The organism is Streptomyces sp. NBC_01092 (assembly GCF_045039535.1).
Taxonomy (GTDB): Bacteria; Actinomycetota; Actinomycetes; order Streptomycetales; family Streptomycetaceae; genus Streptomyces.
The window spans coordinates 8885859-8900795 of sequence record NZ_CP108659.1 but is presented as its reverse complement, the minus strand read 5'-3'; the positions used below and the strand labels follow the sequence as shown (position 1 = coordinate 8900795).

General features: G+C 71.2%; 13 protein-coding genes and 1 riboswitch. Of the genes, 10 read left to right on the top strand and 3 right to left on the bottom strand.

Annotation, left to right across the window (positions count from 1 at the left end; translation table 11 throughout):
- Nucleotides 1–1049: 1049 nt before the first annotated feature.
- Nucleotides 1050–1236: riboswitch (cobalamin riboswitch) on the top strand.
- Nucleotides 1237–1265: 29 nt separating this feature from the next.
- The 6 genes from OG254_RS40225 to OG254_RS40200 all read left to right on the top strand — a co-directional run bounded on the left by OG254_RS40225 (nucleotide 1266) and on the right by OG254_RS40200 (nucleotide 5942).
- Entirely contained in the window at nucleotides 1266–1967 is a 702-nt protein-coding gene (locus OG254_RS40225; RefSeq protein ID WP_405592218.1) for an energy-coupling factor ABC transporter permease, read from the top strand.
- Nucleotides 1964–2332, top strand: a complete 369-nt coding sequence (locus tag OG254_RS40220) for an energy-coupling factor ABC transporter substrate-binding protein (RefSeq protein WP_405592216.1) — start codon at nucleotides 1964–1966, stop codon at nucleotides 2330–2332. Before OG254_RS40225 ends, OG254_RS40220 begins: the two co-directional genes overlap by 4 nt.
- A gap of 6 nt (nucleotides 2333–2338) precedes the next feature.
- Entirely contained in the window at nucleotides 2339–3088 is a 750-nt protein-coding gene (gene cbiQ / locus OG254_RS40215) for a cobalt ECF transporter T component CbiQ (RefSeq protein ID WP_405592214.1), read from the top strand.
- Entirely contained in the window at nucleotides 3085–3942 is an 858-nt protein-coding gene (locus tag OG254_RS40210; protein WP_405592212.1) for an energy-coupling factor ABC transporter ATP-binding protein, read from the top strand. Before cbiQ ends, OG254_RS40210 begins: the two co-directional genes overlap by 4 nt.
- Nucleotides 3943–4027: 85 nt before the next feature.
- Nucleotides 4028–5524, top strand: coding sequence for an APC family permease (locus OG254_RS40205; RefSeq protein WP_405592210.1), 1497 nt, complete (start codon nucleotides 4028–4030; stop codon nucleotides 5522–5524).
- A gap of 1 nt (nucleotide 5525) precedes the next feature.
- Nucleotides 5526–5942 carry a universal stress protein gene (locus OG254_RS40200; protein WP_351193905.1) on the top strand — a complete coding sequence of 139 codons (417 nt, stop codon included), beginning with the start codon at nucleotides 5526–5528 and terminating at the stop codon, nucleotides 5940–5942.
- Between the two features lie 25 nt (nucleotides 5943–5967).
- Here the strand turns inward: OG254_RS40200 and OG254_RS40195 are convergent, their stop codons facing one another.
- Nucleotides 5968–7758: an FAD-binding dehydrogenase gene (locus OG254_RS40195; RefSeq protein ID WP_405592207.1), complete on the bottom strand. Its 1791-nt coding sequence runs from the start codon at nucleotides 7756–7758 to the stop codon at nucleotides 5968–5970.
- A 125-nt stretch (nucleotides 7759–7883) separates the two neighbouring features.
- On the bottom strand, nucleotides 7884–8942 hold the full coding sequence (locus OG254_RS40190) for a hemin ABC transporter substrate-binding protein (RefSeq protein ID WP_405592205.1): 1059 nt from the start codon (nucleotides 8940–8942) through the stop codon (nucleotides 7884–7886).
- An 88-nt stretch (nucleotides 8943–9030) separates the two neighbouring features.
- Between OG254_RS40190 and OG254_RS40185 the strand changes: the two genes are divergently transcribed.
- The 4 genes from OG254_RS40185 to OG254_RS40170 all read left to right on the top strand — a co-directional run bounded on the left by OG254_RS40185 (nucleotide 9031) and on the right by OG254_RS40170 (nucleotide 14025).
- Nucleotides 9031–9816: a hypothetical protein gene (locus OG254_RS40185; RefSeq protein WP_405592203.1), complete on the top strand. Its 786-nt coding sequence runs from the start codon at nucleotides 9031–9033 to the stop codon at nucleotides 9814–9816.
- A 39-nt stretch (nucleotides 9817–9855) separates the two neighbouring features.
- Nucleotides 9856–10815: an HtaA domain-containing protein gene (locus OG254_RS40180; RefSeq protein ID WP_405592201.1), complete on the top strand. Its 960-nt coding sequence runs from the start codon at nucleotides 9856–9858 to the stop codon at nucleotides 10813–10815.
- A gap of 115 nt (nucleotides 10816–10930) precedes the next feature.
- Nucleotides 10931–11458, top strand: coding sequence for a hypothetical protein (locus OG254_RS40175; RefSeq protein WP_405592199.1), 528 nt, complete (start codon nucleotides 10931–10933; stop codon nucleotides 11456–11458).
- 14 nt (nucleotides 11459–11472) lie between these two features.
- Entirely contained in the window at nucleotides 11473–14025 is a 2553-nt protein-coding gene (locus tag OG254_RS40170) for an immunoglobulin I-set domain protein (RefSeq protein WP_405592197.1), read from the top strand.
- 60 nt (nucleotides 14026–14085) lie between these two features.
- Here the strand turns inward: OG254_RS40170 and OG254_RS40165 are convergent, their stop codons facing one another.
- Nucleotides 14086–14811, bottom strand: coding sequence for a class I SAM-dependent methyltransferase (locus OG254_RS40165; protein WP_405592195.1), 726 nt, complete (start codon nucleotides 14809–14811; stop codon nucleotides 14086–14088).
- Nucleotides 14812–14937: the final 126 nt, after the last annotated feature.

The following is a 14937-nucleotide window of genomic DNA, read 5'->3' as shown; positions in this document are numbered from 1 at the left end:
TGCACCCCCGCCATGTGGACTGGCTCACACGCATTCACCGCGCACCCGGAGACCCGCCACCTGTCGCGGCCCTCTCCCCGAAGTTGGGCCCGCACTACCGCCTCGACGGTGTCCGAGCAGGCCCGCGTTGCAGGAACCCCTCCTACCAACTCGTCAGCCGCTCAGCTTGGCAAGCACCGTCGCTTCCCAAGCTGAGAGCGCCAACTTGGACAGATCGTGGGCACGGTCAGAATCAATGAGCTGTCGGAGCGATGCCAGAGTTTTATCTGACAGCTGCACTTATCAATGCAGTTCAGAGGCCCCGCACGCCGCCCCTGAGCAGGCGCCTTCTAAGCACTGGGCCCATCGCGACGTCCACCGAAAAGGGGCTGAAGTAATACATCCGCCAATTCACGGTCGTCACAAGGACCTTCGACACGCAGGTGATCTCTCGAAGAAGGTCCGCACCTCGCTGGCGGAGCACGCCGACCGGATCGAGCTGTAGTACCTCCTGCCCTCGCATGCGTCCAAGCTCAATCCGGACGAACTGATCAACGCCGATCTCAAGTCCAGCCCGGATCCGTGACCAGGCCCAACTCGCTAGGGAGACCAGCCGCTTCTTCCACCAACGCCAGCCCCAACCGCATGTCGTGCGCGGCAACTTCGGCGGACCGCACGTGCGCTACCACTTCGAATCGAACCCAATCCGTTTCGGGATCAATACAAGGCGGACTCCCTCCGGCCACGACCGGAGGGAGTCTCTGCACGCACAGAGCAAGACGCAAGTGCGCTGCGGCGGCCCAAGCTGCTAACTACCAAAAGTGACGGTGCCAGGGTACCGACATCAGTTCTGACATCTGCCGCCATGGGCGACAGTGGGTTTGAACGGTCATCAGTGGTCCGACGAACTGCCGTTCTCCGCCGGGCACCCAAGGTCACGGCGACGATCCCAGGAGATGAGGATCTTCATGCTCCGTCACGTTACGCGCCCGCGCGTGAACCCGCCACGAAGCGGACGAACGCCGCTTTCACGCCCCCTGGGCGTGCTTGTCAGCCACCGTGTGCGGGCACTACTGTCACCACGCCTTGGTGAACGGGAAATCCGGTGTGATGCCGGTGCGGCCCTCGCCACTGTGAATCGGGAAGTCCGGCTCCAGCCCTCACGGGCAGCCACTGGGTTCTTAGGAACCCGGGAAGGCGGAGCACGGGCGGTGTCACCCGTCAGCCAGGAGACCGGCCAAGGCGCGTCAACCATCCACGAGGTGCTGGAGAGGGTCTGCTGAGCCATGCACATAGCCGAGGGTTTCCTCCCGCCGGCGCACGCCGTCGCCTGGGGCGTCGCGTCCGCGCCATTCGTCGTCCACGGAGTCCGGTCACTCACCCGTGAGGTCAGGGAGAATCCCGAGAGCACGCTGCTCCTCGGCGCCTCCGGGGCCTTCACGTTCGTCCTGTCCGCGCTGAAGCTGCCCTCGGTGACCGGCAGCTGCTCCCATCCCACCGGCACGGGCCTGGGCGCCATCCTGTTCCGGCCGCCGATCATGGCGGTCCTGGGCACGATCACGCTGCTCTTCCAGGCGCTGCTGCTCGCGCACGGCGGCCTGACCACGCTCGGCGCGAACGTCTTCTCGATGGCGATCGTCGGGCCCTGGGCCGGATACGCGATCTACAAGCTGCTGCGGCGCTACGACGTGCCGCTGATGGTCGCCGTGTTCTTCGGGGCGTTCGTCGCCGACCTGTCCACCTACTGCGTGACCAGCGTCCAGCTGGCGCTCGCCTTCCCCGACCCGGGCAGCGGATTCCTGGGCGCACTCGGCAAGTTCGGTTCCATCTTCGCCGTCACCCAGATCCCGCTCGCGGTGAGCGAGGGCCTGCTGACGGTGCTCGTGATGCGGCTGCTGGTGCAGTCCAGCAAGGGCGAACTGACCCGGCTGGGCGTGCTCCTCACGAAGAAGCAGTCCGCGAGCGAGACCGAAGCGGTGGCCCGATGAACAAGAACACGAAGATCAACATCCTGCTGCTGGCCGTCGTGGCCGCGCTCGCCGTGCTGCCGCTGGCCCTCGGCCTCGGTGACCACAAGGAGGAGCCGTTCACGGGCGCGGACGGCGAGGCGGAGACGGCGATCACCGAGATCGAGCCGGACTACGAGCCGTGGTTCTCGCCGCTGTACGAGCCGCCGTCCGGCGAGATCGAGTCGGCGCTCTTCTCCCTCCAGGCGGCCCTCGGCGCAGGTGTCCTCGCCTACTACTTCGGCCTGCGCCGGGGACGCAAGCAAGGTGAGCAGCGGGCGCTGGAGCGGGAGGCGGACAAGGTGCCGAGCGCCGGCGCTGGGAAGTCCCCCGCCGAACAGGACTGAGCCCGCGTGCTGCCGATCGACGCGGCGGCGCACAGCAGTCGCTGGCGCCGCCGTCATCCCGTGGACAAGGCCGTGCTCGGGCTCGGCCTCACCCTGCTCGCGATCTCCCTGCCGCCCTGGCCGGGTGCCGCGCTGGTCCTGGTCACCGCCCTCGCGGTGCTGCTGGGGCCGGCCGGTGTGCCGGGGCGGCGGCTGTGGCGTGCCTATCGTGTGCCGCTCGGCTTCTGTGTGACAGGTGCGGCCACGCTGCTCGTCCAGGTCGGCGGGCCTCAGGGCTTCGTGTCCCTCGCCGACGACGGTCCGCTGCGAGCCGGTGAGCTGCTGCTGCGTACGTCGGCCGCCTCCCTCGGGGTGCTGCTGTTCGCGTTCACCACACCGATGTCGGACCTGCTGCCCCGCCTGGTGAAGGCCGGGGTGCCCGCGCCCGTCGTGGACGTCGCGCTGGTGACGTACCGGATGAGCTTTCTGCTGCTCGACTCGGTGCGCCGGATCCGGGACGCGCAGGCCGCACGGCTCGGGCACACCAGCCGGGCCGCGGAGTGGCGTTCGCTGGCCGGGCTCGGCGCCACCGCGTTCGTGCGGTCCTTCGACCGGGCCACCCGGCTCCAGGCCGGGCTCGCCGGGCGCGGCTACGACGGCACCCTGCGCGTCCTGGTGCCCGAGGCGAAGGTCTCCACCCGCTTCACGGCCGCGAGTTGCGCGCTCCTCGTCACGCTGGCCTCTCTCACCCTCGTACTGGAAAGGGCCCTGCCATGAGCGAGCCCACTGCTCTCGTCGCCCTGCGCGGCGCGTCCTACGCCTACGAGGACGGCCCCGTCGTGCTCAGCGGCCTCGACTTCGACGTGCGCGAGGGGCGCGCGCTCGCGCTGCTGGGCCGTAACGGCAGCGGCAAGACCACGCTGATGCGGCTGCTCAGCGGCGGACTCAAGCCGCACGACGGCCGGTTGACGGTGGACGGCGCACCGGTCACGTACGACCGCAAGGGGCTGACCCGGCTGCGGACGACGGTCCAGTTGGTGGTGCAGGACCCCGACGACCAGCTGTTCGCCGCGTCCGTCGCCCAGGACGTCTCCTTCGGCCCGCTGAACCTCGGCCTGCCCGACCCCGAGGTGCGGGCGCGGGTCGACGAGGCGCTCGCCGCCCTGGACATCACCGCGCTGGCCGACCGCCCCACGCACCTGCTGTCGTACGGGCAGCGCAAGCGCACCGCCATCGCCGGCGCGGTCGCGATGCGGCCCCGTGTGCTGATCCTCGACGAGCCGACGGCCGGGCTCGACCCGGACGGCCAGGAACGTCTGCTCGCCACCCTCGACGGGCTCCGCGCGAGCGGCACGACGGTCGTCATGGCCACCCACGACGTCGACCTCGCCCTGCGCTGGGCCGACGACGCGGCGCTGCTGACCCCGTCCGGCGTACGGACCGGCCCGGCACCCGAGATGCTGGCCCGCACCGAGCTGCTCCGGCAGGCCGGTCTGCGGCTGCCCTGGGGTGTGGCGGCGACCCGGCTGCTGCGCGCGCAGGGGCTGCTGGACGACACGGCACCCGGGCCGCGCGACGCCGCCGAGCTGGCCGCGATGGCTGACGTGGGGCAGGGATCGGCACACGGGTGATACATCCCGCGACCGCCCGCCAAAGGCCCGGCGGGCCCCACGGCTGCCTGTTTCATGAGGTCACGCGCGACCGAAGTGAGGCAGCATGGCCGAAGGCACCATGGAAACCCGCCCGCCCGACGGGCTGAAGGCCAATGCGATCGGGTTCGTCGACGCACTCGTCATCGGTCTCAACGCCACCTCGCCCGCGTACTCGCTGGCCGCGGCCATCGGCCCGGTCGTGGCTCTCGTGGGCGTCTACGCCCCGGGCGTCATGGTCGCGTCGTTCGTGCCGATGCTGCTGATCGCCTCGGCGTTCTACTACCTCAACAAGGTCGACCAGGACTGCGGGACGACCTTCTCGTGGGTCACCCGGGCGATGGGCCCGTGGGCCGGCTGGCTCGGCGGCTGGGCCATCACGATGACCGGCGTCCTGGTGATCGGCTCGCTCGCGGACGTCGCGGTCACGTTCGCGCTGCTGGCCTTCGGGCTCGACAGCTGGGTCGACAACGAGTTCGTGCGCCAGCTGCTCACGGTGCTGCTCATCATCGTGATGACGGCGGTGTGCGTCATCGGCACCGAGGTGTCGGCCCGGGTGCAGAACGTCCTCATCCTCGCCCAGGTCGCCTGTCTGCTCGCGTTCGCCGTGGTGGCCCTCTACCGGGTCTACGCCGACACCGGCACGCTCGACTCCGTCGATCCGGCGTTCAGCTGGCTGAATCCCTTCGGCGCGGGAGGTGCCGAGCTGACGTCGGGTCTGCTGCTGGGCGTGTTCATCTACTGGGGGTGGGAGTCGGCGGTCAACCTCACCGAGGAGGTCGAGAACTCCGCCACCGCTCCCGGAGAAGCGGGCGTGTGGTCGACGGTCATCCTGCTGGTGACGTATGTGTCGGTCGCCTACGCGGTGGTGGCCTACGCCGGGCCGGCGTTCCTGTCCGAGAACGCGGCGGAGGAGGAGTTCATCTTCGCCCTGCTCGCCGACGAGGCGATGGGCAGCTGGGACTGGGTCGTGCTGCTCGCGGTCTCGACCTCGGGGCTGGCCTCGACACAGACAACGATCATCCCCGCCTCCCGCACGGCGCTGTCCATGGCACGCCGGCACGCGCTGCCGGACCATTTCGGGCACATCAACCCACGGTTCCGCACGCCCGACGTGAGCACCTGGTGGGTGGCGGGCATCGCCATCGCCTGGTACCTCGTCGTCCGCCAGATCAGCGAGAACGCCCTGTTCGACTCGCTCACCGCGCTGTCCCTGCTCATCGCGTTCTACTACGCGCTCACCGGCATCGCCTGCGCGGTCTACTACCGCCGTCATCTGACGGAGAGCGTGCACAACTTCCTGCTCATCGGCCTCGGCCCGCTGGTCGGCGCCGGACTCCTGGTCTGGCTGCTGGTCAAGTCGGTCGGCGACATGTCCGATCCCGCCAACTCCTACAGCGGCGTCTCGTGGTTCGGGCTCGGCCCGCCGCTGGTCATCGGCATCGGCATCACCCTCGCCGGGGTGGTCCTCATGGTCGTGTGGCGGCTGATGGCCCCCGCCTTCTGGTCGGAGCGCCCGGAGGTCGCCGACCCGGAACTCGTGCACGGCGACAAGGAGTCCTGAGATGACGGTCGTTCTCGGATACGACGAGTCCCCGGGCGCGGTCCGCGCGCTGCACGTCGCCGTCGAGGTGTCGGCCGCGTTCGACGAACCGCTCGTGCTGGTCTACGGCGCGGCGGCGCCCGGCGCCCTCGGCGAGGAGTACGCCGCTCACCGCGACGCCGTCCAGGAGGCCGGGCGCACCGCGCTCTCGCACGCCGTCCAGGTGGCCGACGAGGCCGGGGTGCGTACCACGGTGGAGGTCATCGACCGGAAGCCTGCGGAGGCTCTGATCGACGCCGCGACCCGCCATGCGGCGAGGGTCATCGTGGTCGGCAGCTGGGGTGAGAGCCCGCTGCGCGGGGCCCTGTTGGGCTCCACACCCCACAAACTGCTGCACCTGGCGCGCACTCCGGTGCTGTGCGTGCCCACCGAACCATGAGGCCGCCGCGGCCGCGGTCCGCGGCTCAGCTCGCGGTCGCCGCTGCCGCCGCCCGCCCCGCCGCGCGGCCGGAGAAGAGGCAGCCGCCGAGGAAGGTGCCCTCCAGCGAGCGGTAGCCATGGACGCCGCCTCCGCCGAAGCCGGCGACCTCACCGGCCGCGTACAGCCCGGAGATCGGGGTGCCGGAGGCGTCCAGGACACGGCCGGAGAGGTCGGTCTGGAGGCCGCCGAGGGTCTTGCGGGTGAGGATGTTGAGACGTACGGCGATGAGGGGGCCGGCGCCCGGGTCCAGGATCTTGTGGATGGCGGCGGTGCGGCTGAGCGTGTCGCCCGGGTAGGCGAGCGCGTTGCGGATGCCCATGACCTGGGCGTCCTTGGTGTAGGGGTTGTCGATCTCGCGGTCGCGGGCCTCGATCTGCCGCTGCAGGGCGGCGAGTTCGATCAGATTGTCACCGGTCAGCCTGTTCATGCCGGTGACCAGTTCCGGCAGGGTCTTGGCGACGACGAAGTCCTCGCCCTTCTCCTTGAACCGCTCGATCGGCTCCGGGGTCTGCCAGATGCGGGAGAGCAGCTTCCAGATGTTCTTCTCGGTGAGGTCGGGGTTCTGCTCGGAACCGGAGAGCGCGAACTCCTTCGCGATGATCTTCTGGGTGGTGACGAACCAGGAGTACTCGTATCCGCTGTCGCGGATCGACTTGAGGGTGTGCAGGGTGTCGTAGCCCGGAATGTCGGGGCTGGAGAAGCGTTTGCCGGTGGCGTCGAACCACATCGAGGACGGGCCGGGCAGGATGCGGATGCCGTGGCCGGGCCAGATCGGGTCGTAGTTCTTCAGGCCCTCGGTGTAGTGCCACATGCGGTCGGGGTTGACGATCCGTCCGCCCGCGCGCTCGGTGATCGCCAGCATGCGGCCGTCGACGTGCGCGGGCACGCCGGTGACCATGGACTTGGGCGGGGTGCCGAGCCGGGCGGGCCAGTTGGCGCGCACGAGATCGTGGTTGGCGCCGATGCCGCCGGAGGTGACGACCACCACGGGGGCCTTGAGTTCGAACTCGCCGAGGACGGTACGGGAGCTGGGCTTGCCGCGCGCCGCGCTGCTGGGCTCCAGGACGGCGCCGCGCACGCCGGTGACGGCACCGCCCGTGACGATCAACTCGTCCACCCGGTGCCGGAACTTGAAGATGACCAGCTTGTCCGCCACCGCCGCCCGCACCTTCTTCTCGAACGGCTCGACCACGGCCGGCCCGGTGCCCCAGGTGACGTGGAAGCGGGGCACCGAGTTGCCGTGCCCGTCCGCGAGCCCACCACCGCGCTCGGCCCAGCCGACGATCGGGAACCACTGCATGCCGAGCCCGGCCAGCCAGGCCCGCTTCTCCTCGGCGGCGAAGTCCACGTACGCCTCGGCCCACTTGTGGGCCCAGTGGTCCTGCCCGGCGGGGTCGTCGATGCCGCGGTCGAAGCCGGCCGTGCCCAGCCAGTCCTGCCACGCCAGCTCGTGGGAGTCCTTGACCCCCATCAGCCGCTGTTCGGCGGAGTCGACGAGGAACAGGCCGCCGAAGGACCAGAACGCCTGCCCGCCGAGACCGGTCTCCGGTTCCTGGTCCAGCAGCAGCACCTTGCGCCCGGCCGCCGCCAGTTCGGCCGTGGCGACCAGCCCGGCCAGACCGTGTCCGACGACGATGGCGTCCGCGTCCGAGGCGGCAGTGGCCGCGAAGGCCGGGACCGCGGCCTGCGCGAGCGCGGCACCGGCGAGCACGCCGCCGGCGACGGTCAGGGCGCGGCGGCGGGTGATCGCGGCAGGGGGCGACGAGTTCTCCATGGGCTGCCTTCCGGAGCGGTACGCAAGGGGCGGGAGACGCACGAGATGCCGCTGGGAGAGCGGGTGTTACCGACGGTAGCCCAGCGCGTCCCGGGGTCGCCAGATGCTGCAACCGTGAACTTTTCTCATGTTTGGTGGATGCGATCCACCAGGATGTCGATCACCAACGGCGTTCGGGGCCCGTACCCGAGGAGCACCCCGTCCTCCATCTCCACCACCCGGCGGTTCATCCCGGCCGGCGTCTGGCCGATGCCGGGAATCTGGACGAGGCCGTCGATGCCGCCGACGGAGTCCAGGCCCTTGGTCATCATGAGGATGACGTCCGGCTGGGCCCGCACCAGGGCCTCGCTGGTGATCGGCGTGAACGGCTTGTCCAGGCCGGCGTCCTTGCCCGCGTCCACCGCCCCGGCGGCCTCGATCAGGGAGTCGGCGCCAGACCCCTTGCCGCCGATGAGGTAGACGGCCGCGCTGCCGCGCATGTACAGGAAGGCGACCTTGGGCCTGCTGCCGTCGGGCACGGCGGCCCGGGCGGCGGCGAGTTCGTCGCTCATGCGCCGGTTGAGGGCCTTGCCCGCCGCGGGGACACCGAGAGCCTCGGCGACCCGGGCGGTCCGGGCGGTGACGTCGGCCAGTTCCGTGGCGGGGTCGAGGACGACGACGGGGACGCCGGCGTCGCGGATCTGGTCGATGGCCTCCTTCGGGCCGGTGTCGGTGTCGGCCAGCACGACCGTCGGCCGCAGCGAGAGCACGCTCTCCGCACTCACGTCGTGCGCCTTGGTGACCTGCGGAAGCTTCTTCGCCTCGGCGAAGGTGGCGGTGATGTCCCGGCCGACGACGCGTTTCCCGAGACCGAGCGTGAACACGATCTCCGCGACACCGCCGTTGAGCGGCAGGATGCGCGAGGCGTCCTCGACGGTCACCTCGCGCCCGTCCGAGGAGTCGACGGTGACCGGCAACCGCGGGGTGGGCGGCCCGCCTTCGAGCGGGACGAGGGTGTTCTTCGCGAGTTGCCGCCCGGCCGCCGCGGCCCGCTCGCTCGCGGAGGCCGGTGACGCGTCCGCCGTCGAGGAACCGCCGCCCCCGCAGGCGCCCGTCAGCAGCACCAGCGCCAGAGCGAGGGGCGTGAGGACCCTCGCTCGTTGGGGCATTCCGGCCAGTCGGCGGGGTCTTCCGGTCATTCGCATCGCGCGGCCCTCCGGCCTCTCGTCTCGCACCCTGTTGATCAATAGCTTAGGTTAGGTTTACCTTATTAACTCCTGGTGGGGGTGCGACGTGAAATCGCCATGTGGCCTGCGTGACAGGCGAGTTGGCCGTACGACCGGGCTGGCGGCCGCGGCCGCCGCCGTCCTCCTGACGCTGTGCACCGCCGCCCCGGCGGTCGCGGCGGGCGGTTCGGCGACCGGTCCGGAAGGCCAGAAACTCACGGTCTCCAAGACCTCCGGCCTCGCCCCGGACGGCGAGACGGTGACGGTGACCGGGTCCGGCTACAACACCGAGAAGGGCATCTACGTCGCCTTCTGCGTGGACAACGGCGCGGGCAGGACCCCGACGCCCTGCGTGGGCGGCGTGGACATGTCCGGCGAGTCCGGGGCGTCCGCGTGGATCTCCTCCAACCCCCCGTCGTACGGCGAGGGACTGGCGAAACCGTACGGGGGCAGCGGCCACAAGGGCTCCTTCAGCGTGCGGCTCAAGGTGCGGGCCAAGGACGCGAACACCGACTGCACCAAGTCCGGCGTGAAATGCGCCGTCATCACCCGCAACGACCACACGCGGGGCGGCGACCAGAGCCAGACGGTCCGCGTCCCGGTGACCTTCGGCGGCAGCGGCAGCGGCGCGGGTGACGGCGCCCCGGCGGCCCCGACCGCTGCGGCCGGCGCGAGCACGACCGGCGGCGGTACGGGCAGTTCGGCCGACGGCGGCGAGAAGGCGTCCGACGGTCCGCTCGCGAGCACCGGTTCCGTCGCCCTGACGGCGGGGGCGACGGCGGCGGGCCTCGTCGCGGCCGGCACCGGGGTGTGGTTCTGGGCGCGCAGGCGCCGTGCGTCGAACGCGGGCTGACCCCGCACCCGACCTCATATCCCAGAGGGAGACCTGAAGATGACGAAGAGACCCGGCGCCGCCGCCGTGACGGGCGGCGCCCTGCTGGCACTGCTGTGCCCGGCTGTGGGGTCGGCGGCCGCCCAGGACACGGAGGCATTCCCGCGCGCGGTGTCCGACGGGTACGCGACCTGGAACACGGCCGACGCCGAGCCGGCCGACCACGGCCTGTCGGTCGACGTCACCGAACCCGCCGTACGGGGATCCGCGGACCGCGCCTCGTTCCCGGCCACGAGCGGCAGCACGGACCTCGAAACCGGCGCTGTGGACGTCGAGTGGGGAGGTGCGGCCCGGTTCGTCCCGAAGGCCGGCCCGGTTCAGCCGTTGACGCTCGGCGCCCTGCGACTGCGGCTGACCGACGGCGACGACGGCACACTCCACGCCCGTACGGTCGTCGACGGCCGGGCACGGGTGCTGACGCTGGCAGACGTGACGGCGAGCGGCGGCGGACCTGCTCTACGGGCCGGCGGGGTGACGTGGACCGGTCTGCGGGCGTCCCTCACGGACGAGGGCGCGAAACTGCTGTCGGCGTGGAGCGGGGAGCCCTTCGCGCGGGGTGACGCACTGGGCCGGCTCGACGTGACGGTCGGCACCGGGAGCGCGACCCCGGCCGAGCCCACCGACTCGGCAACACCGTCGCCGAGCACCCCGGCCCCGCAGCAACCGAAACAGACCGCCCCCGACGCATCGCCCTCGGCCCGCGTGAGAGTCGAGGAGCTGACCGCGGGTGGCCAACAGACCGTCGACGGCACGGGATTCGAACCGGGCGAGATCATCCTCGTGGCGATCGACGGCGACACCCGCTACCAGGCGGTGGCCGACGAACAGGGCCGCGCCGCACGGACGTTCCCGGTGTACGACACCGCCGCCGAGGGCGTGCACACCGTCGCGCTGTACACGGTGACCGGCGGCCGCAGCGCCGTCGCGGAGTTCGCCGTGCGCCTCAACTCCGGTTCCTGAAGAGGACGTTGGCGCCTCTTTGCCTTCCATTGACAAACACCACCGATCGATACTTAGGTTAGCCTTACCTAAGTCGAACCGAGCTTGGGTTCCCTGCAGAAAGGTCCCGCTCCCCATGAGAGCCATCCCCGCCGCCCGCGCGGCCCTCACCGTCGTCGCCGCCGGTGCCCTGACCCTGGGCCTGGCCACGTCGGCGTCCGCCGCGACCTCGACCCGCACGGTCACCGACGGCGGCGCGACGTACAACCTGTCGCTCACCGCCCCCGCCACGGCCACCGCCGCGGGCCAGGTCATCACGGTCTCCGGCGCCGGCTACAACACGAGCCAGGGCATCTACGTCAGCCTGTGCGTGGTCGACGGGGCGCAGGGCGCGAACAAGCCCACCCCGTGCCTGGGCGGCCAGGACGAGAGCGGCGCCACCGGTGCCTCGCACTGGGTCAACAACACCTTCGGCGGCATGTTCGCCAACAGCTCCAAGTTCGCCGCCGGCGGCACCTTCAGCGTGCAGATCTTCGTCAAGGCCACCCTCGACGACGGCACCGTCTGCGGCGAGGACGTCGAGTGCGCGGTCGTGACGCGCGCGGACCACTTCGACAGCGGGGACCGCAAGTACGACGTCCACGTGCCGATCACCTTCCAGTGACCGGAGGAACCCCCATGCAGTACGGACGACCGGCGGCGCTCCTGGGCGCCGCCGCGCTCGTGGCCGCGTCGGTGGCCGCCTCCGTGGCCGTCGGCACGGCCGCACAGGCCTCCGACACACCGAAGACGGCCCTCGGCAAGGACGGCCAGAAACTCACCGTCTCCGCTTCCGCGAACCTCGACCCCGACGGCGAGACGCTCCGCGTCACCGGCTCCGGCTACGACGCCACGAAGGCCGTCTACGTCGCCCTGTGCAAGGACAACGGCGACAACCGCGTCCCCACTCCGTGCCTCGGCGGCGCCGACCAGAGCGGCACCGGGAGCTCCTCGCAGTGGATCGTCCCCGAGGGCGACGAGTACGCGGGCGACCCGGCCGTGACCTGGGGCACGGGCGGCACCTTCGACGTCGAGATCGCGGTCAAGGCCAAGGACGCGAGCCTCGACTGCGCCAAGGTCACCTGCTCGGTCGTCACCCGCGTCGACCACCGCAATCCCGGCGACCGCTCCCAGGACGTCCGCATCCCCGTCGGCTTCGAGGGCCAGGGCCCCGGCGACGGGGGCGACGGCGGTGACGGTGTGGACGTGCCCGCCGGCACGGTCAGCTATGTCAGGGCGGCCGAGTTCACGGCGGCCGGCGAGGTGAAGGACCTGCTGCTGCACCCCGACTCCGGGAAGCTGTACGCCGGTTCGGAGGACTACGTCGACACCGGCGACGTCAACGAGCGCGGCCTGTACGCCCTCGACGCCAAGGACGGCAAGGTCCTCACCCACGTCAGCCAGGCCCCCGGCACGGGCGGCGCCATGGCGGCCCGCAACGTCGCCCTGATCGCCGCGCCGCTCCCCGGTGACGGCGTCATCTTCCACTACCCGCTGCGCGGCATCGGCACCGCCAAGGACGGCGACACGACAGCGGCCGGCGTATGGCTGACGGGCGCCACGGTCACCGGAGCCGGTCCCGGCGCCGAGCCCGGCACCACCCTGGTCGCACAGGGCGCCGCGCTCTCCGAGATCACGACGGCCACGGGCGCCGCGGGCCGGACCCTCACGCTCGACGGCGGCTCCCAGCTCGGCGTCGACACCGCGCACGACGCGGCCTGGGTGGCATCGGCCGCGGGCGGACAGCTGCGCCGCGTTGACACGAAGACCTTCGCGGTCACCGCCGACGTCGAACTGCCCGCCGCCTCCGTCGGGTTCGTCGAGGCGGACCCGGCCACGGGCAACGTGTGGGTGGGCAGCGGCAGTTCCGTGCTCGTGTACGACAAGGACGCGAAGCTCCTGACGACGCTGAGCGGGCCGGACGAGACGACCGACGTGGCCTTCGACACGGGCACCGGGCGTGCCTTCGTGGTCCGTCAGGACAACGGCGACAGCGGCGACGACATCAGCTCGCTGGCGGTGTACGACACCAGGACCTTCGAGGAGGCCGCGAAGCCGACCGAGCTCGTGGGCAATCACTCCCAGCTCGGCGAGGCCGCGGCCACCGTCGCCCCCGGCGGCGCCTCCGTCTACGTCAGCAGCCCGGTCGAGGGCAAGATCGTCAAGCTGGACCGGCGGATGTCCCCGAAGGTCGTCCAGTCCCCCACGGACCAGTCGGTCGCGCCGGGCGACGAGGTCACCTTCGTCGCGGCGGCCGAGGGCGCTCCGCAGCCCACGGTCCGCTGGCAGGTGAGCGCCGACGCCGGCCAGACGTGGTCGGCCGTCGAGGGGGCGAGCGGCACCACGTACGCCTTCACCGCGAAGGCCGCGCACGACGGCCACCGCTATCGCGCCGAGTTCACCAACTCGGCGGGCACGACCCGCACTTCACCGATCACCCTCACGGTCACCGAGCCCGGTGACGGCGGCAATGGCGGCGGAGGCGACGGCGAGGACACCGAACCCTCGGGCACCAGGACGGTCACCGGCCCGGGCGGCCAGAAACTCACCGTCACCCCGGTCAACCACCTCGCCACCGAGGACCAGACCCTGAAGGTCACCGGCTCCGGCTACGACACGAAGAAGGGCATCTACGTCGCCCTGTGCGTCGACAACGGCGACGGCGAACTGCCCACCCCGTGCGTCGGCGGCGTCGACATGACCGGCGGCTCGCACTCCTCGGCGTGGATCTCCTCCAACCCGCCGGACTACGGCGAGGAGCTGGCGGTCCCGTACGGCGCGGGCGGCACGTTCGAGGTGGAGCTGACGGTGGCCGCCAAGGACGAGTACACCGACTGCTTCAAGGCCACGTGCGTCCTGGCAACACGGAACGACCACACCCTCTCCGGCGACCGCTCCCAGGACGTCAAGGTCCCGGTCAGCTTCGTCGGGCAGGACCCGGTGGACACGGACGACGACAGCGGCACCGGTGGCACGGGCGGCGACGACGGCTCGGGGACCGGCACGACGGGCGGCGCCACGAGCGACACGGGTACGGCTTCCGCAGCGGGTGGATCCGCCGGCGCCGGCACCTCCACCGCGGGCGGCAGTCTCGCCTCGACCGGCATGACCGTGCTAGGGGTCGCGGCACTCGCGGCCGCGCTGCTCGCCGCGGGCTGGGCGGCGTACCGCAAGGGCCGTACCGTGAACTGATCGGCGGACACGGCGAGTTGGCCCTCCAGGTGGCACGGACCACCGGGAGGGCCGTCTCGGCTACACCGTCCGGCCCGCCACCGCCCACTTCGACGGCAGTTCGATCCGGGTGCCGTCGGGCGCGTACTCCGTGGTGATCAGCGGCAGTTCACCGCTCGCGATGACCGTGAGACCGGCCGCGCGCAGATACTCGGGCACCGAGGCGTCGGCGACCTCGCCGGGCGCGATGCCGTGCCGGAAGATCGGCGCGAGCTTCGGCGGAGGTCCCGAAGGGCTCTGCGCGAGACCGACGAGGATCGGTTTGGCCGACTCGGAGAGTTCGACGAGGAAGACCCGGCCGCGCTCACCGATCAGCGTGGCGATCCCGTCCACCATCAGCTGCCGGTCGTCCGGCTCGGCCTGGTGCAGCACGCCCCGCATATAGATGTTGGCGTCACCGAGCTCGGCGTGCAGCGTCTGCGCCTCGGCCTTCTCCACGGCGTCGAACAACCGGTACGTCGCCTGCCCGGCGGGGTCGGCCAGCCGGGCGTGGTCGAGGGCGGCGGCGGACAGTTCGGCGCCGATCACGCGGGGGAAGCGGTCGGCGAGGAAACGGGTCTGGGTGCCGTTGCCGCAGCCCAGGTCGACCATCGGCAGGCCCGGATCGGTCAGGTGCGGCTCGAAGATGGCCACATGGCGTCCGGCGGTCAGGGACGGCTCCGCGTCCCAGAACACCGCCCCCTGTTCTGCCGGGGCTTCACGCCAGAAACCCTCCCATGCCTCCCGGTACCGACTCGTCACGCTCATGACCGACTCCCCAGGTAGCGACGGCGACCCGTCGTGAAGTGACGGGCGAGTACGGTCTATCGCGGCGGGGTTTCGGCCACAAGCGCGCGGCGCATACCTTCACCCGGCATTCGATACCGGTACGCC

Excerpts from the sequence above, each read along its gene's own strand:
- OG254_RS40225 (WP_405592218.1), top strand. The coding sequence starts at position 1,266 with ATGCACATAGCCGAGGGTTTCCTCCCGCCGGCGCACGCCGTCGCCTGG.
- OG254_RS40220 (WP_405592216.1), top strand. The coding sequence starts at position 1,964 with ATGAACAAGAACACGAAGATCAACATCCTGCTGCTGGCCGTCGTGGCC.
- OG254_RS40210 (WP_405592212.1), top strand. The coding sequence starts at position 3,085 with ATGAGCGAGCCCACTGCTCTCGTCGCCCTGCGCGGCGCGTCCTACGCC.
- OG254_RS40205 (WP_405592210.1), top strand. The coding sequence starts at position 4,028 with ATGGCCGAAGGCACCATGGAAACCCGCCCGCCCGACGGGCTGAAGGCC.
- OG254_RS40200 (WP_351193905.1), top strand. The coding sequence starts at position 5,526 with ATGACGGTCGTTCTCGGATACGACGAGTCCCCGGGCGCGGTCCGCGCG.
- OG254_RS40195 (WP_405592207.1), bottom strand. The coding sequence starts at position 7,758 with ATGGAGAACTCGTCGCCCCCTGCCGCGATCACCCGCCGCCGCGCCCTG.
- OG254_RS40190 (WP_405592205.1), bottom strand. The coding sequence starts at position 8,942 with ATGCGAATGACCGGAAGACCCCGCCGACTGGCCGGAATGCCCCAACGA.
- OG254_RS40180 (WP_405592201.1), top strand. The coding sequence starts at position 9,856 with ATGACGAAGAGACCCGGCGCCGCCGCCGTGACGGGCGGCGCCCTGCTG.
- OG254_RS40175 (WP_405592199.1), top strand. The coding sequence starts at position 10,931 with ATGAGAGCCATCCCCGCCGCCCGCGCGGCCCTCACCGTCGTCGCCGCC.
- OG254_RS40170 (WP_405592197.1), top strand. The coding sequence starts at position 11,473 with ATGCAGTACGGACGACCGGCGGCGCTCCTGGGCGCCGCCGCGCTCGTG.
- OG254_RS40165 (WP_405592195.1), bottom strand. The coding sequence starts at position 14,811 with ATGAGCGTGACGAGTCGGTACCGGGAGGCATGGGAGGGTTTCTGGCGT.